The following is a 23339-nucleotide window of genomic DNA, read 5'->3' as shown; positions in this document are numbered from 1 at the left end:
CAGGTCCGCGATGGTGGAGCGGTTGAGTCCCGTCGTCTCGGTGAGGGTCGCGCGGGAGAGCGGCCCCCCCTGATGCACCAGGCGCAGCAGGCGGGACAGGTTGCGCTGCCGCACGCCGTCGCCGGGTGTGTGGGAGTCGGTCACGGCACCACCCTAGGCGTGATTCGCCGCCTCCCCTGTCGCATGTCGTCGCCACCCGGGTGCGGAGGCGACGACACGCGACAGGGGAGCGCGTGCGGCCGGGTCAGCCCTCGGCGCCCCGGCGGCGGGGACGCAGCGCCGTGAACAGTCCGCCGGCGACGAGCGCGAACGCCGCGGCCAGGGCGATGCCCCAGGGCACCTCACCACCGGTGTTGCCCACCCGGGCGGCTCTCACCTGGATATCCACCGAGATGGGCTCGAGGGCCCCGGACTCGATGACCAGCGTGTGCGGTCCGACGGCGAAGTCCCGCGGGATCGCCATCGCGAACGAGATGCGCCCCTGGGCGTCGGCCGCCGGGATGCCGCTGGCCACGAGGGGGTCGCTGAACAGCGTCGCCGAGATGCGCTGGCCGGGCTCGAGCCCGGACACCGTCACCGGCAGGGTCTCTCCCTGCTCAACGGTGGACGGGACCTCGACCGTCGCCCAGTCCCCGCCGTCGCCCGGGTCCGTGCCCGGGTCGGTGGGGTCGGTGGGGTCCGTGCCCGGGTCGGTGGGATCGGTCCCGGGGTCGGTGGGGTCGGTGCCGGGGTCGGTGGGCGCCGCCACCAGTTCCGCCACGCCCCAGCGGCCGGTGCTCTGGTAGCCGACGCCGTCGGGTTCCGCCCACGTGTGCACGGCGTGGCGGGCGCCGGCGCGACCGTCGTTGACCTGGAAGTCGATGCCGTGGAACGTGCCGAGGCCGCCCAGCGGCACGTCGTTCTGACCGCCCGACTGCCCCGTCAGGGCGATCTCGACCTCGACGATGTAGCCGGTCTCCGTCGCCGTGGTGGCGCTGCCCACCACGCGTGCCCGCTGTGCGGCGGCGTTGCCGGTGCCGAACGAGAGTCGCTCGTCCAGCGTCGCGCCGTCCGCCGTGATGCGGATCTGCGTGTCGTTCGGGCCGTACGTGCCGCTCTTGCTGTTGCCGAGGTCGAGGAACAGCTCGACGCCGTCGCGGTTCCACGGGTCGCTGTTCGTGGCGTCGCGCACCGGGTCGGTGACCTCGAAGAGCGCGTAGAGCGAGTCGCCCTGCCAGAGGGTGCGCACCTCGGCAGTGGCGCCGTCGGCGCTGCCCTCGACGGTCTTCGCGGTGACGGCGACGGCGGCGCGCTGCCACACGTCGTCGATGCGGCCGTCCATCGCCGGCGCCGGAAGCTCCGGCACCTGCAGGAACGACAGCGGGTCGAGGAAGGTCAGCTGCCCCGTCGCCCCTGGCGAGTTCCAGGCCCCGGCGACGGTGCCGCCGGAGACGACCCGCACATCGAACGCCGCCGTGCTGTTCGTGGCGATGCCGGTGTGAGGCAGGTGCACGACGGTGTGATGGATGCCGTTCACCTCGACCGTGCGGCCCGACACTCCCGACGTCGCGCCGGGGGTGTAGACGAGGTCTTCGCCGCCGTAGGTGAACTCGACGCGCTCGGGTGCCACCGTGCTGCGCACGAGCACCGCGAGGTGCGTGTCGTTCCACCGTGCCTGGAAGCCGCCGTCGCCGACGGTGAACTGGTTCTCGGGTAGGTTCCGCCACTCCGGGGCGTCCTCGAAGCCGTCGGCCAGTGCCACGTCGCCGCCGAAGACGTTCGCCGTGGTGACGAGGTCCGGAAGGCCCTGCTCGTCGCCCACCGCGCCGAAGTAGGCCGGCTTGGCCTGCAGGTTCGCGTCGAACACCAGGGGGACCTGCTCGGAGCGCCATGAGCGATTGTCGGTGAGACCCCAGATCGTGACGGCGAACAGCTTCTCGGCTGCCGGCGCCGCCCGGTGGTAGTCGCGGAACAGCTGGAAGGCGTCGCGGTAGAAGTAGCCCTGTCGCACGAGGTTCGCCTCGGTGGGCGGGTTCACGGTGACGTCGAGCTCGGTGACCTCCTGCAGCAGCCCCATGCCCGAGAATCGCGCCAGGGCCGCCTCCATCGAGGCGATCGTCGTGTTCAGCGAGACGTGGAACTGGTGACCGACGCCGTCGATGGGCGTGCCGGCATCCAGCAGCCGCTGCACGAGGGCGTGGTACTGCGCGCCCTTGCGGTCCTGCTCGGTGTTGTAGTCGTTGATGAAGAGCTTCACCGGGCGGTCGGTGCCGGGCGCGGCGTACGTCTCGTTGAAGGCCTCCTCGGCGAGCTCGAAGGCGAGGCGGATGTACTCCTCGCCGAGCACCTCGTACCAGCGGCTGGTGCGCAGGCCGTCGGCGGTCTGCTGGTCGGCGACGACCTCGTTGACGACGTCCCAGCCGACGACAGGGTTGGTCGCCGAGCCGAACAGGCCGTAGTCGTCGGCGATCGACCGGGCGACGTCGTCGATGTGCGTGCTGAGCCGGTCGCGCAGCACCTGCTTGTCGGCCTCGGATGCCGTGAGGTCGCGGCCGTCCTGCTGGAAGAACCAGTCCGGGGTCTGCGAGTGCCACAGCAGCACGTGGCTGTAGAGGCGCTGATCGTTGGCCGCGGCGAAATCGAGCAGCGCGGTGGCCTCGGGGTGACGCGCGAAGTTCTGGTCGGCGTCGTACCAGGCCTCGACCTTCATGTGGTTCTCGGGCGTGATCTGCTCGAAGTGGTGGCGAAGCAGGTCGGCGGCCTGTCCTGTCGTCTCGCGGGAGTCGATGGCGACGCCCAGCGGGAAGTCGACGGTGTCCTTCATCGGCGTGAGCGACGTGTCGGGCCCGCCGGCCTGCGGGGCGGTGAGGGTGATCTCGTCGACGAGGAACGGCGAGGTGTTGCCGCTGTTGTAGCGCGCTTCGACGTACAGCTCGGCGGCGGTGTCGTATGCCGGCACGGTGAACTGACCGGAGACCCCGGTCCAGCCGCTCGCGGTGAGCGACTCGGCCTGGATCAGGTTGGTGTACGTCGTGTCGGCGCCGTTGACGGTGCGCATCGACACCGAGAGGCCCTGGCCGACCTCGGCGCCGTCGGCGAACCGCATCTGGGCGTCGAAGGAGTAGGTGCTGCCGGGCTGCAGCACGCCGGTGACGTCGAACTGCATGCCGTCGCCCTCGTGGGTGCGGTCGGAGACCTGGGCGGCGAAGCCGGTGCCCGCCGCGCCGCCGGGGACGACGGCGACGGTCGGGGCGGAGGTGTCGGAGCCGGCGCGGGGCGTCCACCCCGCGAGGTCGCCGTCCTCGAAGTCGGCCTGCAGCAGGGTGCCGGTCGGCGGCGCGGTGGGCGCGCCCGCCGGCAGGGTGAATTTCCACCCCGCCGCGAGGCGCTCGTCGACGACGGTGGTGACGGCCTGCAGCGACGGTTCGCGGTCTCCGCCGCCGTCGTGCACCAGCACGAGCTCGCCCGGCTTCATCGCCGCGCGCAGGTTCTCGGTGAGGACAGCCGGGTCGGTCGCGGACCAGTCGTTGATCGTGTTGACGACGCCGAGGGGCTGCATGCCGAGTTCGACCGCGACGCCCGGCGTCGCACCCCAGCTGCCGTTCGGCGCGCGGAAGTACGGCACCGCCGCTGCCGGGTCGCCCAGCGCCGTGCGGATGATGCGGAGGTTCTCCTCGAGATTTGCGCGGATGTCGGCGGCGGTCCAGGAGCCCATGTCGTCGTAGCCGGTGGTGTGGTTGCACAGGGTGTGGCCCTCGGCCACCATGCGTCGCACCAGTTCGGCGCCGCCGGGCGCCTGGATGTTCTGCCCGATGACGCAGAACACTGCGGGGAGGTCGTTGTCGCGCAGGTAGTCCAAGAGCTTGGCGGTCGTCTCGCCGTTGGGGCCGTCGTCGAAGGTCAGCGCCGAGACGTCACCGCTCCCCGATGCCCGGGTCACGGGCGTCGTGGTGGGATCGACCGCCCCGCCGGGAGCGACATCGGAGTCGTCGGGGGCCCCGGCAGCGGTGACGACCACGTCGTCGACCAGGAACTGCACGTCCGCCGATGCGGACTCGAGGTACAGCGCCGTGGGCGGGTTCGCGGCCGACGGGGTGAAGGTGCCGGTGAGCTCCACCCAGTCGGCATCCGTCACGCTCACGCGACCGCCCACCCACGGGTACTCGTTCCAGTCCGGCGCGTCGGTGGCGTTCGGCTGCTGCACGCCGAGGTTCATCTCCGCGGTCGCCTGGCCGTCGATGAGCTTCACCCACGCCGACACCGTGTACGCCACCGTGCCCGCCGTGAAGACGTCGGCGGCGGCGACCTGCGGCCCGTGCCAGCCGGCGCTGCGCCCCGTGACGGCGAGCGCGTGCGCGCCGCTGCGCGCATCGTCGGCGAGCGCGAGCTGCGCGTCGCCGCGGCCCGCCCAGGGGGCGGTGTCGGCCTCGAAGTCGCTGGCCAGCACGACGGCGGGTGCGGCGGCGGAAGCCGCCGGGATGAGGGGGGTGAAGACGAGGGCGGCAGCGACAGCCGCACCGATGCCTGACCGAAGAGGACGTCGCGACACGGGGCGCTCCTTTGCGCGTAAATTTGTGGTGCGGCCGAACATATCCGGCATCCGCGAGACCGGAAGATTCTCGTTACCTAACCGTTACGAAACCCCCGCGCCGTTTTCGAGGTCGGCCGCCTCGGCCACGTCCCCCGCGGAGGCCAGCGCCCGTGCCGCCTCGCGATGGCCGGCGCCCAGCCGCCCCGCGGCGTCGGCCCCCGCCAGCCACGCTGTCAGCCAGCCGGCGGCGAAGGCGTCGCCGGCGCCCACCGGATCGACCACGTCGAGCCGGGGTGCGGCGACCGAGACGGCACCCCCGGCGTGGTGCTCGGTGGCCTCGACGGCGGCATCCTTCACGATCAGGTGGCGGGGGCCGGTCAGCAGCGCGGGCAGATCCGTGGCCGGCGCGCCCCACGTCGTGCGGGCCTCGTCGGCCCCGACGAACACGATGTCGCTGGCCCGGGCGAGGCGCAGCAGCGACTCGGGTGTCGTCGGGCCGGCCAGCGCCGGGCGGTGGTTCACGTCGAAGCTCACGATCGCGTCGCCGAAGACGCGCTCGATGCAGACGGCGTGGAGGAACTCCTCGCCCGCGGTCGAGATCTGCGCCGTGATGCCCGAGACGTGCACGACCCGCGGTCGGGCGGCCCGCGCCCAGCGGCGGGCGAGGGACGCGTCCATCGTCGAGGCCGCGGAGCCGCGCCGGTAGTACAGCGGCGCGACGGTGCCCGCGGCCGTCGTGGTCTTGACGTACAGCCCGGTGGGGAGCGCTCGCCGCTCTACGAGCGACGTGTCCAGTCCGTGCTGCGCGAGGAAGCGCGCCACGACGTCACCGAGCGCGTCCTCGCCGAGCAGGCCCGCCCACGCGGCATCGACCCCGCCGCGGCGGAGGGCGACGGCGGTGTTCGATTCCGCGCCCCCGACGCCGAGCGTCAGCGCCGCCCCGACGTGCAGCGCCCCGCCCGCTTGCGGAGCGAGCACGACCATCGTCTCGCCGAGGCAGAGGACTGCGGGACTCACCAGTCGTGCACCGTTCCATCGGCCAGCCGGTTGTACGGCAGGTACGCCTGCGCGTACGGGTACCGGCCGGCCTCGTCGACGTCGAGGTCGACGCCGAGGCCCGGCCGGTCGCCCGGGTGCAGAAAGCCGTCCTGCCACGTGAAGGACTGCTGGAACACGGAATCGGTCTTCGCGCCGTGGCGCATGTACTCCTGGATGCCGAAGTTGTGGATCGACAGCCCCAGGTGCATCGCGGCCGCCATGCCGACGGGGGAGATGTCGGTGGGGCCGTGCATGCCGGATTTGATCTGGTACTGCGCGGCGTAGTCGAGCACCTTCTTCAGGTGCGAGATGCCGCCGGTGTGGGTGACGGCGCTGCGGACGTAGTCGATCAGCTGCTCGCGGATGATCTGCTGGTAGTCCCAGATCGTGTTGAAGATCTCGCCGATCGCCAGCGGCGTCGTGGTGTGCTGTCGCACCAGCCGCAGGGCCTCCTGGTTCTCGGCGGGGGTGACGTCCTCGAGCCAGAAGAGGTCGTACGGTTCGACGCTCTTGCCCAGCTGTGCGGCCTGGATCGGCGTGAGGCGGTGATGGGAGTCGTGCAGCAGCGGGATCTCGGGCCCGAACTCCGCCCGCACGGCCTCGAACACCGTCGGAACGTGGCGCAGGTACGAGCGGCTGTCCCAGTCCTCCTCCGCCGGCTTCGCGCCGCGCTGGGCCGGCTCGTGGTCGTAGCGCACGCCGACGTTCGCTTCGAAGGTGGCATTGGAGGCGATGCCGTAGATGGACTTCAGCCCGGGGACGCCGGTCTGGATGCGGATCGCGCGGTATCCCTGTGCCTGGTGCTCGCGCACGCTGTCGAAGAGCTCGGGCAGGTCGCGCCCCGACGCGTGCCCGTAGGCCAGCAGCCCGGTGCGTGATGCGCCGCCCAGCAGCTGGTACACCGGCATGCCGGCCGCCTTGCCCTTGATGTCCCAGAGCGCCATATCCACGGCGGCGATCGCGGCCATCGTGACCGGACCGCGCCGCCAGTAGGCGCTGCGGTAGAGGAACTGCCAGGTGTCCTCGATGCGGTGCGCGTCGCGCCCGATCAGCAGCGGCACCACGTGGTCGCGCAGGTAGGACACGACGGCGAGCTCACGGCCGTTGAGCGTCGCGTCGCCGAGCCCCGTCAGCCCGTCGTCGGTCGTGAGCTTCAGGGTGACGAAGTTGCGGTCGGGGCTGGTGACGATGACCTCTGCGCGGTCGATCCTCATGTCGGTGTCTCCTTCGAGTCGTGCGGCGCGGCGAGCGCCCCGGTGATGAGCGCGGCGTCCGCCGGGTGCAATCCCGGCAGCAGCGCGTCGGCGAGCGCCTCGACAACGGCGCCGTCGCCGAAGGCTCCGGTGCGGATGCCGGTGGCCCAGTCCGCGACGATCGCGAGCGAGGCCGCGGCGTCACGGCCGGCCGCGCGTTCGGCCGCGATGACCGGCACGACCCGCACGCGGAGCTTGGTGGCGGTGTCGACCGCGATCTGAGCGAGCCGGTGGGCGATGCGGGCGTTGTGGAACCGCTCGACCAGCGCCGCACGGTAGATCGCGGGCTCTGCCGCGGGGTGCACGGTGCGCTCGGCCTCGTCCCAGAATCGCTCCAGGGCGTCGCGGCAGACCGGGTCGGCCATGGCCGCAGCGACGGTGTCGTGACCTCGCAGCAGTCCGCGGAAGGCCAGCGCGAGGTGACCGCCGTTGAGCATGAGGAGCTTGCGCTGCTCGTACGGTTCCACCGCGTCGACGAAGCGCGCGCCCGCATCCTCCCAGGCGGGCCGCCCGGCGGGGAAGTCGCCGGAGAGCACCCAGTCCGCGAAGGGCTCGGCGATCACGGCGGCCTCGTCGCGCCAGCCCGTCGCCCGCGTGACGAGCTGCAGGTCCGCCTCGGTGGTGTGGGGGGTGATGCGGTCGACGCTCGTCGCGACGAACGACACCCGCCAGGCGGTGGCATCCCACCCGCACGCCGTGGCGAGGGCGCACACCGCGCGCTGCAGGGTGCCGCCGTTGTCGGGGATGTTGTCGCAGGACACCACCGCGAGGGGGCCGGCCCCGGCTTCGTGTCGGCGGTGCAGTCCGTCGGTCAATCGTCCGGCGGGGGTGCGCAGCGCCGTGGGGGCGCCGCCCCGGCGGAGGGCGGCGATGTCGGCGGCGACGTCGCTGTCGTGCAGGTCCAGGTCGCCCCGCGCGTCGAGGTGGTAGCCGGCCTCGGTCACGGTCAGGGTGACGACGGCCGTCTCGGGGGCGGTCATCAGTTCGATGAAGCGCCCGTGCGCTGCGCCGGGACGAGCCTCGCAGACGCTGTCGATCACCGTGAACCGGTCGCCGTCGGGGCCGCGTTCGACGAGCGTGAACAGCCCGTCCTGGGCCGTCAGCTGCTCGGCCACCCGCGGGCCGCGACCGGTGAACGCGGCGATGCCCCACGCGTCCGCGTCGTGTGCGCGCGCGGTGAACCACGCCTGGTGCGTGCGATGGAAGGCGCCGGCGCCCAGGTGCACGATGCGCGGGGGAGGCGCGGGTCGCCGGTCGCCCCGACCGGCGAGGCCGCCACGGGTGAGCAGCGGCGCCGCGGCCGCGAGGGTCACCGGCCTGCTCCGGCCGTCGTGCGCGCGGCCAGCCAGTGGGCTTGCCGCATCCAGTGCGTTCCCTCTCCCCCCTCATGGCCGTTCCACGGGTACGCGACCGTCTCGGCATCGGCTCCCCAGTGGTTGGCGGCGGCGAAGACCCCGGACGGGGGCGCCACCGTGTCGAGCAGCCCGGCGCCGAAGAGCGCGGGCGCCGTCGCACGGTGGGCGAAGTTCACCCCGTCGAAGTACGACAGCGTCGCCAGGGTGCGTTCGGCCGCCCCTCGGTGCACCGACAGGTAGCGGGTGATCTCGGCGTGGGGGTCGGCGTCGGTCAGCCCGATCACCCGGGGCAGGTCGCAGAGGATGGGCGCCGTCGGCAGCGCCGCGGCCAGGCCTTGGGAAAGTCCCGCGGCGGCGATCGCGATGGCCCCGCCCTGGCTGTTGCCGGTGACCGCGACCCGCGTCGCGTCGATCTCGGCCAGCGTGCGGGTGGCGTCGACGGCCCGCACCGCATCGGTGAAGACGCGGCGGTAGTAGTACGTGCGCGGGTCGTCGATGCCGCGGGTGAGGAACCCCGCGCTCGAGGGGCCGGCGCCGTGCGGGTCGGCGGTGTGGCCTCCGGTGCCCCACGTGGAGCCCTGACCGCGCGTGTCGACGATCAGCTGCGCGTACCCTGCCGCCGGCCAGTACAGCCGTTCCTGCGGGAGGCCCCGTCCCCGCCCGTACCCGATGAACTCGACGACGGCGGGCAGCGGCTCGTCAGCCCCCTGCGGCACCACCAGCCAGGCGTGCACCGGATCACCGGCGTACCCGGGGAACGTCACATCGTGCACGTCGACGAGCGTCAGCGGCGACTCCCAGCGCTCACGCGTCACCGCGCCGCCGGCCTCACGGGATCGGTTCAGCGTCTCGGCCCAGAAGGCGTCGAAGTCGTCGGGTTCGACGCGCTCGGGCAGGTACTCCCGCAGCTGCGGCTCGGGGAGGTCGAAACGCGCCATCGCCGTTTCCTTCCGTCATCCAGGGCGCCGTCCGCTGACGGAGGCCTCGTCAGGGACCATACAATGAAAACGTTGACATCGCCTCTGGCGGAGGTTACCGTCATCATGTGCCGAGCGGCGACCCGGGCTTTTCCGGCCGCTCGAAACCGTTTTCCAGCGGGTGACCGTACGCGAAGGAGCGCATTGTCTGTCAACAACAGCGTCGTGATAGCCGACGCGATCGAGCTGCGTTCCGAGATGGAGGAGCGCCGCGAGCGCGGCGGTGACAAACCCGCTCGCCCTCGCAAGCACCGCGTGCCCTGGCGCAAGGCGCTGCGCCGCGACTGGCAGCTGTACTCCCTGCTCGTCCTGCCGCTGGTGTTCCTGCTCATCTTCCGGTACCTGCCGATGGCGGGGAACGTCATCGCCTTCCGTCGCTTCCGCCCCGGCGGCAACATGTTCGGCGACGAGTGGGTGGGCTTCCGCTACTTCGAGTTGTTCGTCAACGACCCGACCTTCTGGCGCGCGTTCTGGAACACGTTCATGCTCGGCGGGCTGTCGCTCGTCATCGTCTTCCCGCTGCCGATCATCCTCGCGCTCATGTTCAACGAGCTGCGCTCACAGCGGTTCAAGCGCATCGCGCAATCGATCTCCTACCTGCCGCACTTCATGTCGATCGTGATCGTGGCCGGCATGGTTCTGCAGCTCACATCGCTGCGCGGCTCGATCAACCAGGGTCTCGAGCTTTTCGGCGGCAGCCCCATCTCGTTCATGCAGATGCCGCAGTGGTTCCCGACCGTCTACATCACGTCCGAGATCTGGCAGACCGTCGGCTGGGGGACGATCCTGTACCTCGCCGCGCTCACGACGATCGACCCGCAGCTGTACGAGGCGGCGCGCATCGACGGCGCGAGCCGCTGGCGCCAGATCTGGCACGTCACCCTCCCCGGCATCCGCCCGACGATGGTCGTTCTGCTCATCCTCAACATCGGCACATTCATGGCGGTCGGATTCGAGAAGATCCTGCTGCTGTACAACCCCCTGCTGTATCCCACCGCCGACGTGATCGCGACCTACCTCTACCGGGTCGGCATCATTTCGAGCAACTTCTCCTACGCCACCGCGATCGGCCTGTTCGAGGCGATCATCGGCCTGACGTTGATTCTGACCGCCAACGCGATCTCTCGCCGAGCAGTGGGGACGAGCCTGTGGTGACCTCGAGCCTTCGAACCGAACCCCGTCGCATGACCGACCGCCTGTTCCGTCCGGCGGTGCAGGGCGGCATCCGGGACTCGCGCAGCTACACGATCTTCCGCATGATCAACGCGGGCCTGATCGTCGTGATCTGCTTCGTGACGCTGTACCCGTTCCTCAACGTCATCGCGCAGGCCTTCAGCGCCGAGGCGTACATCAACTCCGGCCAGGTGAACCTGATCCCCCGCGGCTTCAACGTCACGACGTTCGGGTACGTCATGGGCGACCCGATGTTCTGGCGCAACTACGGCAACACGGTGCTCTACACCGTGGTGGCGACGGTGATCGCGATGATCCTCACCACGACCTTCGCCTACGCACTGTCCAAGCGGAACTTGAAGGGGCGCTCGTTCTTCATCGGCGTCGCCGTCTTCACGATGTTCTTCAACGGCGGTCTGATCCCGAACTACATCCTCATCAGCACCCTCGGGTTCAAGAACACCCTGTGGGCGATCGTGATCCCCAACGCGATCAGCGTGTTCAACCTGCTGGTGATGAAGGCCTTCTTCGAGAACTTCCCCGAGGACCTCGAAGAGGCTGCGGCGATCGACGGGCTCAACACCTACGGCGTCCTCTGGAAGATCGTGCTGCCGCTGAGCAAGGCGGTGATCGCGACGATGGTGCTCTTCTACGCGGTGTCGTTCTGGAACTCGTGGTTCACCGCCTTCCTCTATATGGACAAGGCGGAGCTGTATCCGGTGACGGTGTACCTGCGCAACATGCTGGCCGCCGCCACCGGCACCGACGCACTGGGCACCGCCGGCACCGGCGAGGCCTCGCAGGTCGCCTCCAACGTCAAGGCCGTGACGATGCTGCTCACCGTGCTGCCGATCATCTGCCTTTACCCCTTCATCCAGAAGTACTTCGTCTCGGGCGTCATGCTCGGCTCCGTCAAGCAGTGACGCTTACACACCTGAGAAAGGAAAACCCATGACACAGCAGATCCGAGAGGCAAGGCGGCGCCCGGTGCGCCGCGGTGCCCTCTTCGCAGGAGTGGTCCTCACGGCGAGCGCGCTCGTCCTGACGGGCTGCAACGCCAGCGGCGAAGGCGCCGCCGAGGGCGAGGGCGGCGAGTTCGACTTCACCGGCAAGGACGTCGCCGCGATGGCCGACTACGGCGTCGGTGACACCTTCAAGGCCACCGAGCCGGTCGAGTTCGGCCTGTTCTACCGTGACCACCCGAACTACCCGCTGAAGGAGGACTGGCTCATCCTCGAGGCTCTGGAGGAGAACCAGAACGTCACCTTCGACATCGTCAGTGCGCCGCTGTCGGAGTGGGACCAGCGCAAGTCGCTCGTGGTCGGCGCAGGCGACGCCCCCGAGATCATCTCGGTGACCTATCCCGGCCAGGAAGTCGCGTTCGTCGCCGGTGGGGCGATCCTCCCCGCCAGCGACTTCGTGCAGTACATGCCCCACTACATGGACAAGGTCGAGAAGTGGGACCTCGAAGCCGACCTCGACCAGATGCGTCAGGAGGACGGCAAGTACTACGTCTTCCCCGGCTTCCGTGAGGAGCCCCGCGCCGAGTACTCCTTCGCGGTGCGCTCGGACGTGTGGGAGGAGCTGGGCCTGAGCCTCGAGCCCGCCACCTTCGACGAGCTGCGCGAGCAGCTGCGCACCGTCAAGGAGGCGTACCCCGACCTCTACCCGATGACCGACCGGTGGTCGGCGAACGGCCCCCTCGAGGCGACGCTCTCGTTCGTGTCGCCCAACTTCGGCACCTCTGCCGGCTGGGGCTACGGCGAAGGCCTCACCTGGGACGGCAAGGAGTTCGTCTACACCGGCGCAACCGACGAGTACCGGGATCTGATCGAGTTCTACGCCTCGCTGGTGGAGGAGGGGCTCCTCGACCCGGAGTCCGTCACCCAGGACGATGACCAGGCCGTGCAGAAGTTCGCATCGGGCAACGCCATGTCGATCTCGACCAACGACCAGGAGATCGTGCGCTACCGCACCACCGTCGAGGAGCTCGGCAGTGACGTCGAGATGGCACAGATCCGTGTCCCCGCCGGTCCCGCCGGCGACAACTTCCAGGCCGGGCAGCGCACCGTCAACGGCTTCATGCTCTCCTCCAAGGTGGCAGAGAGCGAGAACTTCCTCGCGATGCTGCAGTTCCTGGACTGGCTGTACTACTCCGACGAGGGACTCGAGTTCGCCAAGTGGGGCGTGGAGGGCGAGACCTTCACGAAGGATGCCGACGGCACGCGGGTTCTCAAGGAGAACATCACCGTGATGGGACTGAACCCCGGCGCCCCCGAGAACCTGCAGGCCGACTACGGCTTCTCCAACGGCGTCTGGACGCTCGTGCACGGCTCGACGGTGGAACTGGACCGCTCGATGCTGCGGCCCGAGGTCCTCGACTTCGTCGAGGCGATGTCCACCAAGGAGGTTCTGGAACTGGCCCCGCCGGCGCCGCTCAGCGAGATCGAGCGCGAGCAGGTGTCGCTGTACCAGTCCGCGCTGCGGGACCACGTGTCGCAGAACACCGCCGCCTTCATCCTCGGGCAGCGCTCGCTGGACGAGTGGGACTCCTACGTCACCGAGCTCGAGGGCATGAACCTGCCGCCTTACCCCGAGCTCTTCACCGGAGCGCTTATGGGCTACGCCGACGCCGACTGATCCTCCCCGCCGATGGCCCCGCGTCCCCCTCCTCGGGGCGCGGGGCCATCGGCGACAGAGCACCCGAAGGACACACCCATGACGCTCCCCGCTGTCGCCGATCTCGCGCTCGAGCCCGCGGGTGTCGTCGTTGTCGAGGCAGGATGGACACGATGACGAACGCGACAGCGGCTCCGGATCCCCGCAGGGGAGTGCTCGGCCGGGTGACCGGCGTCTTCTACTGGTTCCTCCTGGTCGAGCTCTGCTTCCTGCTCGCCGCGCTTCCGGGATTCGTCGGCATCCTGCTGCTCGACCGCTCCGCGAGCAATATCCCGCTCTATGCGCTGTGCGCCCTCGCCGTGGCGCCGGCGTTCTCGGCGGCGATGTCGACCCTCGCGGCCCGCGCGCGAGCCGACGACCTCTCGGTGTGGCCCCGGTACTGGCGTGCCTATCGCCAGAACGTCGGCGACGTGCTCTGGGTATGGATCCCCACCCTCGCTGCCGCCTGCGTGCTGGGGATCACGATCGCCTTCGGCGCGGCAGCCGGCGTCGACGGGTTCTTCGTCGGGGCTGCGGTCGTCTTCTTGGTGGTGCTGGCCGTGTGGTCCTCGCACACCCTCGTCATCGCGTCGCTCTTCCGATTCCGCGCGCGTGACGTCGCCCGGCTGGCGCTGTACTACCTCGCCGCGCGGCCGTTGGTGACCCTCGGGGCGCTGTCCAACCTGGTGCTCGCGGTGGCCGTCGTCACCTTCACCACCGACGTCGTGCTGGCGCTCGCCGCAGTGCTCTTCGCGGCGTTCGCGCTCGTCAACGCGATGGCGATGACCGCCGACATCAAGACCCGGTTCGTCGCCGCCGACGGCGGGTAGAACACGAGAGACTACGCCCCTCGCGGTTGCGCGTCAACGGGGCTGTAAACGTTGTCGAAAACGTTTGACGAGTCGTTGCGTCCTCGTTACGTTCGGACGACCGCGCGGGGGTGACTCCCCGCACATCGGGACTCGAGGAAGAGGTCGCACGATGCAACATTCACCATTCCGCCGCGCTCGCGCCGGAACCGAAAGGCGCGGCATAGGGCGCCCTGCCGGAGGGGTCGCCGTGGCGGCCGCGCTGGCGCTGGCCATGACCGGGCTCGTCGCGCCGGCGCAGGCCGCCGAGACGTACGACGTGCAGATCCGGGTGGCCGGCGGTGGCGAGACCATCGGCGCCGGCACGTACGCTCCGGGCGAGACCGTGCAGCTGGACGCCACGCCTGCCGACGGCAACATCTGGGGCGGCTGGACGTCGGAGCAGCTCGACTGGCTCCGCGCGCGCCTGGACACGTTCACCATGCCGGCATCCGACGTCGTCATCGACACGTCGTTCCGGCCGCAGGCGAGGCCCCTGAAGGAGGTCTACGACGGACTGTTCCAGATGGGCAACATCTGGTCGGGACCGCAGACCTACGAGGCGGGATCGCCGGCGTCGGAGCGGATGGAGCGTGACTTCGAGGTCATCACGGCAGAGAACGCCATGAAGCCCGAGTCGCTGCTGCCCAATGCCAACATCGACGACACCACCGGCGACTTCACGTTCAACTGGGGACAGGCCGACCAGTTCGTGGACGACACCATCGCCCGCGGATCGACGGTTCACGGCCACGTGCTGGTGTGGCACGGGCAGTCCCCGCCCAAGCTGAACTCCGGCACGACCGGCGGCACCCGCGATCAGGCGCGCGAGAACATGCGCCGCTACATCGAAGAGGTGCTCACGCACTTCAGCGGTCGGGTTCCCACCTGGGACGTCGTCAACGAGGCCTTCGTCGACGGGCTGGACTCGTTCGACCCGGCGACCCAGAACTGGCAGGACTTCCTGCGCGGCGGCCCGAACGGCGGGCAGTCGAACTGGTACAAGGTCTATGCGGAGGGGGCGGACGCCGCAGCGGAGGAGACCCCCGGCGACTTCATCTACGACGCGTTCGTGTTCGCGCGTCAGTACGGACCCGAGGTCAACCTGCAGTACAACGACTTCAACATGTTCCAGTCGGAGGGCAAGGGCCGCGCGGCCGTCACGATGGCCAAGGACCTCAACGCCCGGTACGCAGCCGAGCACCCCGAGGACCCGCGGCCGCTCATCGAGACGATCGGCATGCAGTCGCACAACTACATCAACCAGACCCCGGCCTTCGCGTGCGGGGACCGCACCGAGCTCGCGGGCCTGGTGGATGAGAACGCCGAGTCGTGGCAGGCGGGCGCATGCTCGAACGCCGCGTCGGTCGAGGCGACGATCCAGCAGATCATCGATGCCGGCTTGAAGGTCGCCATCAGCGAGCTGGACCTCATGGTCTGGGAGGCGTGGAACGCCGAGCCCGAGACGTCGAACGCGGCGAACTACCGGGACCTGAACGACCCGGAGGTGAGTGACCGCATCTCGCGCGGCGAGTTCACCTACTGGGTCGACAAGATCTCGCACCGTGCCGAGCTCGAGGAGATTCAGGCGCAGCGGTTCGCGGAGTACTTCTCCGTGTACACGAAGTACGCCGACGACATCGACCGGGTCACGTTCTGGGGCCTGAACGACCAGCGCAGCTGGCGTGCCACCCACAACCCGCTGCTGCTGAACGGGGACTGGTCGGAGAAGCTGGCCATGTGGGCGGTGTCCGACCCGCAGGGCTGGTACGACCGTGATGCGGCCGACGGCGACGGGATCGTGGTGGAGGCCACCGTGCCCGGGGCCACCGAGCCCGGCACCCTGGCGTTGACGGTCGCCGACCACGGCGACGCGGTGACGCTCGAGGGCGGCCGCAACGCCGGCGACCGGCTGCGATTCACCGGCACGCTGCCCACGATCACCGTCACCGACTCCCGCAACGACGAGCAGGCGGGCGACGGCGGGTGGTCCACCTCGGGCCAGTCCACCTCGCTCGTCGCCGGTGAGCGCACGCTGACCGCCGACCACCTCGGCTGGACGCCTAAGGTGCTCACCCCGCGCCCCGGCGTCTCTGCCGGAGCGTGGGTCGCCACGTCGCTGAGCGATGGGCCTGGTCTGGCCACCGCACAGCGTCTGGCCGCAGCCACGGACGTCGGCCGGTACGGGTCGACCGAGCTGAGCGCCGGCCTGGTGCTCGACGTGCCCATCGGCACGGCTCCGGGCACCTACCGCGGCACCCTCACGGTGTCGCTGTTCCCGGTGGACTGACACCGGGAAGAGCGAAAGGGGGGTGGATGCCGACCCGACGGCATCCACCCCCCTTTCCGTGCCGTCAGTAGATCTCCCGCCCGCGTTCGTCGGCGATGCCGGACTTGCGCAGGAAGTAGGTGTTGATCTGATCGCGCCACTCCACCGCCGACCGCAGCTGCTCGGCCATGCGCTCGCTGACCCGCTCGTGCAGGGCCGCGTCCACCGCGTCCCGCAGCCCTGCCCACTGGGCAACGACCCGGTCGACGCGCTCCACGCCGTCGAAGTGCGTGTCGTAGATGTGCTGGATCACGGTGCGACCGCTGTGCAGCCGGTGCGTGTAGGGAACGTGGTGGAAGAACAGCAGCAGCTCGTCGGGCACGGTGTCGAGCGATTCGTAGGTGCTCGCCCAGGGCTCGGGGTACTGCCCCGCGAAGCCCGTGCCGGTGGCCACCGTGCGGTCGACGCCCACGCCGTCGCGGTCGGCGAAGTGGTAGGTGCCCCAGGGCGAGTACTCGTAGCCGTCGACCGACGGGCCGTAGTGGTGGTGCGGGTTGACCATGAAGCACACGCCCAAGGGTGCGGTGTGGGCTTCGTACGTGAGCCAGGAGTCGTCGAGCACGGCGTGGATGCCGCGGCGCACGGCCTCATCGGGGCCGAACGTCAGCCCGATCCACTCGTCGAGGATGGCGGCGGGATCAAGGGTCGAGTCCCACGCCAGGCGTCCGTAGGCGTACAGGTTCGCCTGCGCGAGGGGATGCCCGGTCCAGTAGGCGTCGTCGCCGACGTTGGCCACCGCCGCCATGCCGCCGCGGGCGACCTCCGCGATACGCGGGCCGTCGTCGCCGAACGGGCGGAAGTCCAGGATCTCGCGCCACTGCGGCGCGAGATACACGGCGTGGCGCTGGTGTCCGGTGTACTCCTGCGTGACCTGCAGCTCCAGGGTCACGCGCGTGCGGCGCAGGCCTGGGATGATCGGCGAAACCGGCTCGCGGGTCTGGAAGTCCAGGGGACCGTACTTGACCTGCACCAGGACGTTGTCGTCGAACCGGCCGTCCAGCGGCGCGAAGTGGTCGTAGGCGGCGCGGGCGCGGTCGGTCTTGCGGTCGCGCCAGTCCTGACGGTGGTTGTACACGAACGCCCGCCAGTGCACGAGCCCGCCGTGCGGGGCGAGCGCACGGGCGAGCATGTTCGCCCCGTCGGCGTGGTCGCGGCCGTAGGCGAAGGGACCGGGCTGGCCTTCGGAGTCGGCCTTCACGACGAACCCGCCGAAGTCGGGGATCGCGCCGTAGACGTGGGCCGCGGCCGCCGCCCACCACTGCTGCACGCCGGCGTCCAGCGGGTCGGCCGTCGGCATGCCCCCGAGCACCATGGGGGCGGCGAAGCTGACCGACAGGTGCAGGCGGATGCCCCAGGGGCGCAGGGCCGCCGCGATGCGCGCGACGTCGGGCAGGTCGTCGGTGAGCAGCCGCGCCTCACGGGCGTGGACGTTGACGTTGTTGATCGCGACGCGGTTGATGCCGATCGAGGCGAGGAGGCGCCCGTAGCGCTCCACTCGGGCGAGGTCGCCGCGCACGCGGCCATCGTCGAAGAAGATCGATCCGCCGGCGTAGCCGCGTTCGACCTGTCCCATCACGGGGTGCACGGCCACGTTGTCCCAGTGGTCCAGCATGCGCAGCTCTCGTTCGGGCTCGCACCGCGTCACGGCCGCGGGCGCGTCGTGCCCGGCAGCGTCGCGCAGCAGCTGGAACCAGCCGTACAGCGCGCCGGCCGCGCCGCCGTAGGCCACGACGGTGCGCTCGCCGGTGCGGGCCGCGACGAACCCCTCGGGCCCGAGCCTGGCGACGTCCGCCTCGGACACGCCGAACCGGCCCGCGTCGCCGCTGGGCGCGAAGACGACGTCGGCGGTGTCGTCGTCGATGAGCCGCAGCCCGTGCTCGGCGGCATCGCTGCGCACGGAATCGAGCAGCCGGTGCTCGCCCGCCACGTGCAGGGTGCGGCCTCGCAGCGGGGTGTTCCCGGTCAGCCACATCGGGTGGGTGCTCGTCATCGCGGTCTCCTTCATTGCGGTCACCAGTCGTGCACCGTTCCGTCCACCAGCCGGGCGGCCGGCAGGTAGGCCGGGGTGTAGGGGAAGCGCGCCGCGGCGGCCTCGTCGTACTCGACGCCGAGGCCCGGGGCATCACCGGGGTGCAGCATCCCCCGCTCGAACCGGTACGAGGTGCGGAAGACCTCGCCGGCCAGCGGCTGGTGCTCCATGTACTCCTGGATGCCGAAGTTGTGGATCGCGAGATCCAGGTGAAGCGCCGCGGCCATGCCCACCGGCGAGATGTCGGTGGGTCCGTGGCTGCCGGATTTGATCTGGTACTGCGCGGCGAAGTCGAAGATGCGGCGGAGCCCGGTGATGCCCCCCGCGTGGGTGACCGAGGCGCGCACGTAGTCGATGAGCTGCTCCTGGATGAGCAGGCGGAAGTCCTCCATCGAGTTCATCACCTCGCCGATCGCCAACGGGGTCACCGTGTTGCGGCGCACCAGGCGCAGGGACTCGGGGTTCTCGGCCGGGGTGCAGTCTTCGAGCCAGAAGAGGTCGTAGGGTTCGAGGTCCCGCCCGAGCCGGGCGGCCTGAATGGGCGTGAGCCGGTGGTGCGCGTCGTGCAGCAGCATCACCTCGGCGCCGAACTCTGCTCGGGCCCACTCGAAGACCGAGGGCAGGTACCGCAGGTAGCGGGCGGAGTCCCAGCCTTCCTCGACGCTGAGTCCGGCGCGCTTGGCGGGTTCGTACGCGTACCGTCCCGCCGTGGCCGCGCCCACGCCGTACATCGCGCCCATGCCCGGCACGGCGACCTGCAGGCGCACCGCGCGGTGCCCCTCGGCCAGCCGCCCGCGGATCGAGTCGCCGAGCTCGTCGAGGTCCGCCCCCGAGGCGTGGGCGTAGACGAGCGCGCCCTCGCGGGAGGCCCCTCCCAGCAGCTGGTACAGCGGCATGCCGGCCAGGCGCGCTTTGATGTCCCACAGCGCCATGTCGACCGCCGCGATCACCGACATCGTCACCGGTCCGCGCCGCCAGTAGGCGGAGCGGTACAGCAGCTGCCAGGTGTCCTCGATGCGGTGGGCGTCGAGGCCGATCAGAAGCGGGGCGACGTGGTCGCGCAGGTACGAGGCGACCGCGAGCTCCCGCCCGTTGAGCGTCGCATCCCCCAGGCCCACGACACCGTCGTCGGTCGTCACGCGCAGGGTGACGAAGTTGCGCGACGGGCTCGCCACGAGCACGTCGACCGCCCGGATGGTGGCGGGCGAGGTCATGCCATGACCGCAGCCGTCGGGCGCGCGTAGCTGTCCTGCGGGATCCGGTAGGCCAGGTCCACGGCGGCGTCGAGGGCCTCGTCGAGGTCGAGGCGGTGCTCGGCGACCAGGCGCGCGAGAAAGCCGGCATCCGCCCGCCGGGACAGGTCGTGACGGGCCGGGATCGAGCAGAAGGCGCGGGTGTCGTCGACGAACCCGCTGGTGTTGCGCAGCCCGGCCGTGTCGGTGGTCGCCTCGCGGAACCGCCGGATGGCGTCGGGGGTGTCGAGGAACCACCAGGGTGCCCCGAGCCGCAGCGCCGGGTACACCCCCGCCAGCGGGGCGAGCTCCCGGGAGTACACCGTCTCGTCCACGGTGAAGACGATCATGCGGAAGTCCGGGTGGTGCCCGAACGCCTCCAGCACAGGGCGCAGCGACCGGGTGAACTCGGTGGCCACCGGCACGTCGTAGCCGATGTCGTGACCGTGGCGCGCCGCGATGCCGCGATCGTGGTCGCGCACGACGCCCGGGTGCAGCTGCATGACGAGACCGTCTTCGGACGCCATCTCGGCCATCTGGAAGAGCATGTGCGCGGTGAAGGCAGCGGATGCCGCCGGGGTCGCTTCGCCCGCGCGAGCGACGTCGAACACCCGACGCGCCTCGGCTGCGGGTAACGGCGTCGTGTCGGGGCTCAGGTGACCGTGGTCCGACGCCCGCGCACCGGCGCGGACGAACGCGCGGCGGCGCTGACGGAGCGCCTCGAGGTAGCCGTCGTAGTCGTGGGCGTCGATGCCGCTGACCGCGCTCAGCTCGTCGAGCAGGCCGCGCCAGTCGTCACGGGCGGGCTCGAGCAGGGCGTCGGGGCGGAAGGTGGGGATCACCCGGCGCCCCCACCCGTCGGCCGCGAGGCGGGCGTGGGCCGCGAGCGACGAGACGGCGGCGTCGGTGGTGGCCAGCACCTCGATGTTGAACCGGTCGAACAGCGCCCGCGGCCGGTACTGCGGCTGCGCGAGGCGGTCGGCGATGTGGTCGAACAGCGCGTCCGCGGTCTCGGAGGAAGGGGCGACGGGCGCCTCGAACACCTCGGCGAGCACGTGCTCGAGCCAGAAGCGCGTCGGGGTGCCGCGCAGGCTGCTCCACCCCGCGCAGAACCGCCGCCAGATGGTGCGCGGGTCGGTCTCGCCGTCGGGGCCGACGCCGAGGTCGGCGACGGAGCGCACTCCGGCGTCGCGCACCGCCCCCGGCGCGGTGGCCTGCGACACCAGCATGCGCACGAGGTAGTGGTCGGGGGTCACCAGCAGGTGGGCGGGGTCGGTGAAGGGTGCGTCAGCCGCGAGCATCTCGGCATCGACGTGGCCGTGCATGGAGACGATCGGGAGGGGCGCGGTGGCGGACAGGATCGTCCGGGCCACCGCGCGCACCCCCGGCTCCGCGGGCAGCGCGCGATCCGGGTGCAGCGTCCAGGGGCGTCCGTCGTCGCCGGTCGTGCTGGTCACCGTCATTGGTGCACTCCCTCGCTATGTAAACGTTATTATCGTAGCTGTTGTGCGACAGTGTCCATAACGGCTCCCCGACAACCCGGCGCGAGGGCCCCTCGAAGAAGCAAGGTGGCAAAGATTGGTGACCGTACATGACGTCGCCGCCCGCTCCGGCGTCTCGATAGCGACCGTCTCCCGCACCCTTCGCGAGCCCCACCGCGTCTCGGAGAGCACCCGTGAGCGGGTGCTGGCCGCCGTGGACGAACTGGGGTACCGACCCAACCGTGCCGCCGCGAGCCTGCGCCGCGGGCGCACCGGGATGATCGCGCTGGTCGTGCCCGACATCGAGAACCCGTACTTCTCGTCGTTGACGAAGGGCGCCCAGGCGATCTCGCGAGAGCGCGGCTACGGCCTCGTCGTCGTGGACACGACCGAGCGCGCGGACGTCGAGGCCGAAGAGATCGCGGCGCTGCGTCCGCAGGCGGACGGCTTCATCCTGGCATCCTCCCGTCTGAGCGACGACGCCCTGCTGGAGTTCACCTCCGAAGCCACCTGTGTGCTGGTCAACCGTGACCTGGGCGCGGCCGGCGACGCCACCCCGACTGTCACCCTCGACGAGGCCGCGGCAGGTCGCGCCGCCGTCGGGCACCTCTGGGACCTCGGGCACCGACGGATCTCCTACGTCGGGGGACCTGAACGCTCCTGGTCGCAGTCCCGCCGCTCGCGCGGCATCCGCGAAGCGGCGCAGGCGCGGGAGGGCATGGTCCTGCAGGAGGTGTCGGGGTACGCCCCCGATGCCGAGGGCGGCAGGGCGGCCGCGGCCGATGTGCTCGCCACCTCGCCGACCGCCGTCATCGCCTACAACGACCTCGTGGCCCTCGGGCTTCTCGCAGAGTGGTCCGAGGCGGGGCTCCGGGCGCCGGACGACATCAGCCTGGTGGGGTTCGACAACACCTACGTCGCGGGGACGTCGTCGCCGCGCCTCACCAGCGTGGGCGCGGATCTGCGCCAGTTCGGTGAACAGGCCGTCTCGCTCCTGCTCGATCGGATCGACGGGGCGGGAACCGACTCCGCGACGCAGCACCTGCAGCTGCAACCGCAGCTGGCCACCCGCGATTCCACCGGTCGCCCGCGCTCGACCTCCTGAGTAGCCGCCGCGTCAGTCCGGGGTGCTGCGCGCTGCGCCGGCGATCGTGGGATCTGCCTGCCCCTCCGGTGCGGCGGGTTCGGATTCGGGGGAGGCCGGTGCGGATGCCACGGCATCGGCGACAGCGGCATCGATGCGTGCCTGCATCCGCTCACGGGACCGGCGCCGCTGACCGCGGATCACGAAGAACGCGAGCACGAGCAGGGCGAGGAGGGCGAGCTGTGCCCAGGGGATCGTCCAGACGGTGAACGTCGTGGATGCCGTCTGAGTGGGTGCGGCGATGTCGTCCTCGCCCACGACCAGCGGCGTCACGGTGATTTCGCCCCACCCGAACACGAGCGGCCAGCCGGTCAGTTCCACGCTCGCCGGTGCACTCCGGCCCGGAAGGACCTCTCGGATCTCCTGGGTCGCGCTGGTCGCACCGAGCCCGAATGCTCCTTCCACGCCCACGACCGTCGAGGCGCCGAGTCGGACGTTGCCGTCGTTGACCAGCGTGTATCCGACCTGCACGGCGCCCGGGGCGAAGGGATTCCACGAGGGCTGCCACGTGGCCGTCACCTCGGCGGGGGTGATCGCGGCGACGACGTCGCCCGCGACGCGCAGGTGCACCCGCACGCCGACCCTGCTGGTCATCTGCACGGCGTCCCCGTCGCCCTGCACGAACTCGGCGACCACGCCAGCGGGGTGGTCGCCCGGGGAGGCATCCGCAGGCACGCTGATCGTGACGGGGATGGTCACGGCCGCCCCGGCATCCAGGGCGACGACCTGCCCGCCTCCGGGGCGCGGGGTGGAGCCCTCGACGGCCGCGACGCTGATCCACGACCCGCCGTCGACGGGCGTCTCCTCGGGGGGCAGCAGGTCGAAGTCGCCGCTGTCCGAGATGATCCCGTCGCTCGCATAGACGCCGAACGCCGCCGGCTGCGCGCTGAAGTTGGTGACCGTGACGAAGTCCTGGGCGCTCGATCCGGGGTCGATGGTGTGCCGCAGCGAGACCCGCGAGTTCGGGCCGTTCGCATCGGCCGGCTCGATCGACCAGGTCGTCGCGCCCTCGGTGCTCTCGGCGGCGGCCGCGGTGGGAGCGAGGGCGAGAGCCACCAGAACCGTCGCAGCGAGGAGCGAAACGGTCTTGTTCACGGGTGCCCTTCGATCGGAGTGCGCAATGTAAACGTGACCCTAAGCCGGGGCCGTCGGCACGGTCAACGTACCGGACTCCGGCAGGAGGCCGATGGGCTGGACGCGGCCTCCGTTCCGGTATACGTTGTCGTCAGCAACATTTAGCGCCACCAACGAAGGAGCGTCATGCCCACCCCCACCCGCGACGACAAGTTCTCGTTCGGCCTCTGGACGATCG

Annotated in this window: 15 protein-coding genes and 1 pseudogene; 6 read left to right on the top strand and 10 right to left on the bottom strand. The window is 70.6% G+C overall.

The window, feature by feature from the left end; all coding sequences use genetic code 11:
• From NQ160_RS04800 to NQ160_RS04775, 6 genes and pseudogenes are all read right to left on the bottom strand, one after another.
• Positions 1 to 144 (bottom strand): annotated as a pseudogene (locus tag NQ160_RS04800) (transcriptional regulator); the annotation flags it as partial.
• A gap of 100 nt (positions 145 to 244) precedes the next feature.
• On the bottom strand, positions 245 to 4528 hold the full coding sequence (locus NQ160_RS04795) for an endo-1,4-beta-xylanase (RefSeq protein WP_257514104.1): 4284 nt from the start codon (positions 4526 to 4528) through the stop codon (positions 245 to 247).
• 84 nt (positions 4529 to 4612) lie between these two features.
• Positions 4613 to 5527 (bottom strand): sugar kinase, encoded by a 915-nt coding sequence (locus tag NQ160_RS04790; RefSeq protein WP_257514103.1) that lies wholly within the window; start codon positions 5525 to 5527, stop codon positions 4613 to 4615.
• Positions 5524 to 6762, bottom strand: a complete 1239-nt coding sequence (gene manD, locus NQ160_RS04785; protein ID WP_257514102.1) for a D-mannonate dehydratase ManD — start codon at positions 6760 to 6762, stop codon at positions 5524 to 5526. The genes NQ160_RS04790 and manD (NQ160_RS04785) overlap by 4 nt, the downstream gene beginning before the upstream one ends.
• Positions 6759 to 8114, bottom strand: a complete 1356-nt coding sequence (locus NQ160_RS04780) for a mannitol dehydrogenase family protein (RefSeq protein WP_257514101.1) — start codon at positions 8112 to 8114, stop codon at positions 6759 to 6761. Before NQ160_RS04780 ends, manD (NQ160_RS04785) begins: the two co-directional genes overlap by 4 nt.
• Positions 8111 to 9094, bottom strand: coding sequence for an acetylxylan esterase (locus tag NQ160_RS04775; protein ID WP_257514100.1), 984 nt, complete (start codon positions 9092 to 9094; stop codon positions 8111 to 8113). The genes NQ160_RS04780 and NQ160_RS04775 overlap by 4 nt, the downstream gene beginning before the upstream one ends.
• Positions 9095 to 9331: 237 nt before the next feature.
• Here NQ160_RS04775 and NQ160_RS04770 point away from each other — a divergent pair, with 237 nt between their 5' ends.
• The 5 genes from NQ160_RS04770 (at position 9332) to NQ160_RS04750 (ending at position 16102) form a co-directional block, all read left to right on the top strand.
• Positions 9332 to 10288: an ABC transporter permease gene (locus tag NQ160_RS04770; protein WP_257514105.1), complete on the top strand. Its 957-nt coding sequence runs from the start codon at positions 9332 to 9334 to the stop codon at positions 10286 to 10288.
• Between the two features lie 29 nt (positions 10289 to 10317).
• Complete coding sequence (locus NQ160_RS04765) at positions 10318 to 11229, top strand: carbohydrate ABC transporter permease (protein ID WP_257514099.1); 912 nt, start codon at positions 10318 to 10320, stop codon at positions 11227 to 11229.
• Positions 11230 to 11257: 28 nt separating this feature from the next.
• On the top strand, positions 11258 to 12946 hold the full coding sequence (locus NQ160_RS04760; RefSeq protein ID WP_257514098.1) for an ABC transporter substrate-binding protein: 1689 nt from the start codon (positions 11258 to 11260) through the stop codon (positions 12944 to 12946).
• Between the two features lie 152 nt (positions 12947 to 13098).
• Positions 13099 to 13794, top strand: coding sequence for a DUF624 domain-containing protein (locus NQ160_RS04755; protein ID WP_257514097.1), 696 nt, complete (start codon positions 13099 to 13101; stop codon positions 13792 to 13794).
• A 229-nt stretch (positions 13795 to 14023) separates the two neighbouring features.
• A complete protein-coding gene (locus NQ160_RS04750) occupies positions 14024 to 16102 on the top strand; it encodes an endo-1,4-beta-xylanase (RefSeq protein ID WP_257514096.1) in 2079 nt (692 codons plus the stop codon).
• Between the two features lie 64 nt (positions 16103 to 16166).
• Here NQ160_RS04750 and NQ160_RS04745 read toward each other — a convergent pair whose 3' ends face one another.
• From NQ160_RS04745 to uxaC, 3 genes are read right to left on the bottom strand one after another with little or no spacing between them, the layout of a single operon-like run.
• Complete coding sequence (locus NQ160_RS04745) at positions 16167 to 18131, bottom strand: alpha-glucuronidase (RefSeq protein ID WP_257514095.1); 1965 nt, start codon at positions 18129 to 18131, stop codon at positions 16167 to 16169.
• Positions 18132 to 18151: 20 nt separating this feature from the next.
• A complete protein-coding gene (manD, locus tag NQ160_RS04740; protein ID WP_257514094.1) occupies positions 18152 to 19384 on the bottom strand; it encodes a D-mannonate dehydratase ManD in 1233 nt (410 codons plus the stop codon).
• A complete protein-coding gene (uxaC, locus tag NQ160_RS04735) occupies positions 19381 to 20865 on the bottom strand; it encodes a glucuronate isomerase (protein WP_257514093.1) in 1485 nt (494 codons plus the stop codon). The genes manD (NQ160_RS04740) and uxaC overlap by 4 nt, the downstream gene beginning before the upstream one ends.
• A gap of 118 nt (positions 20866 to 20983) precedes the next feature.
• Between uxaC and NQ160_RS04730 the strand changes: the two genes are divergently transcribed.
• Entirely contained in the window at positions 20984 to 21988 is a 1005-nt protein-coding gene (locus NQ160_RS04730; protein ID WP_257514092.1) for a LacI family DNA-binding transcriptional regulator, read from the top strand.
• Between the two features lie 12 nt (positions 21989 to 22000).
• On the opposite strand, the gene NQ160_RS04725 is transcribed toward NQ160_RS04730, so the two are convergent.
• Positions 22001 to 23122, bottom strand: a complete 1122-nt coding sequence (locus NQ160_RS04725; protein ID WP_257514091.1) for a DUF916 domain-containing protein — start codon at positions 23120 to 23122, stop codon at positions 22001 to 22003.
• Positions 23123 to 23339 lie beyond the last annotated feature (217 nt).

The sequence above is a fragment of the Microbacterium sp. zg.Y909 genome (assembly GCF_024626565.1).
The sequence above is the reverse complement of the archived record's forward strand: the minus strand, read 5'-3'. Positions and strand labels throughout refer to the sequence as shown.

Bases quoted from the DNA above. Each gene is read 5' to 3' on its own strand.
- NQ160_RS04760 (WP_257514098.1), top strand. From the start codon at position 11,258: ATGACACAGCAGATCCGAGAGGCAAGGCGGCGCCCGGTGCGCCGCGGT.
- NQ160_RS04775 (WP_257514100.1), bottom strand. From the start codon at position 9,094: ATGGCGCGTTTCGACCTCCCCGAGCCGCAGCTGCGGGAGTACCTGCCC.
- NQ160_RS04770 (WP_257514105.1), top strand. From the start codon at position 9,332: ATGGAGGAGCGCCGCGAGCGCGGCGGTGACAAACCCGCTCGCCCTCGC.
- manD (WP_257514094.1), bottom strand. From the start codon at position 19,384: ATGACCTCGCCCGCCACCATCCGGGCGGTCGACGTGCTCGTGGCGAGC.
- manD (WP_257514102.1), bottom strand. From the start codon at position 6,762: ATGAGGATCGACCGCGCAGAGGTCATCGTCACCAGCCCCGACCGCAAC.
- uxaC (WP_257514093.1), bottom strand. From the start codon at position 20,865: ATGACGGTGACCAGCACGACCGGCGACGACGGACGCCCCTGGACGCTG.
- NQ160_RS04755 (WP_257514097.1), top strand. From the start codon at position 13,099: ATGACGAACGCGACAGCGGCTCCGGATCCCCGCAGGGGAGTGCTCGGC.
- NQ160_RS04745 (WP_257514095.1), bottom strand. From the start codon at position 18,131: ATGACGAGCACCCACCCGATGTGGCTGACCGGGAACACCCCGCTGCGA.
- NQ160_RS04765 (WP_257514099.1), top strand. From the start codon at position 10,318: ATGACCGACCGCCTGTTCCGTCCGGCGGTGCAGGGCGGCATCCGGGAC.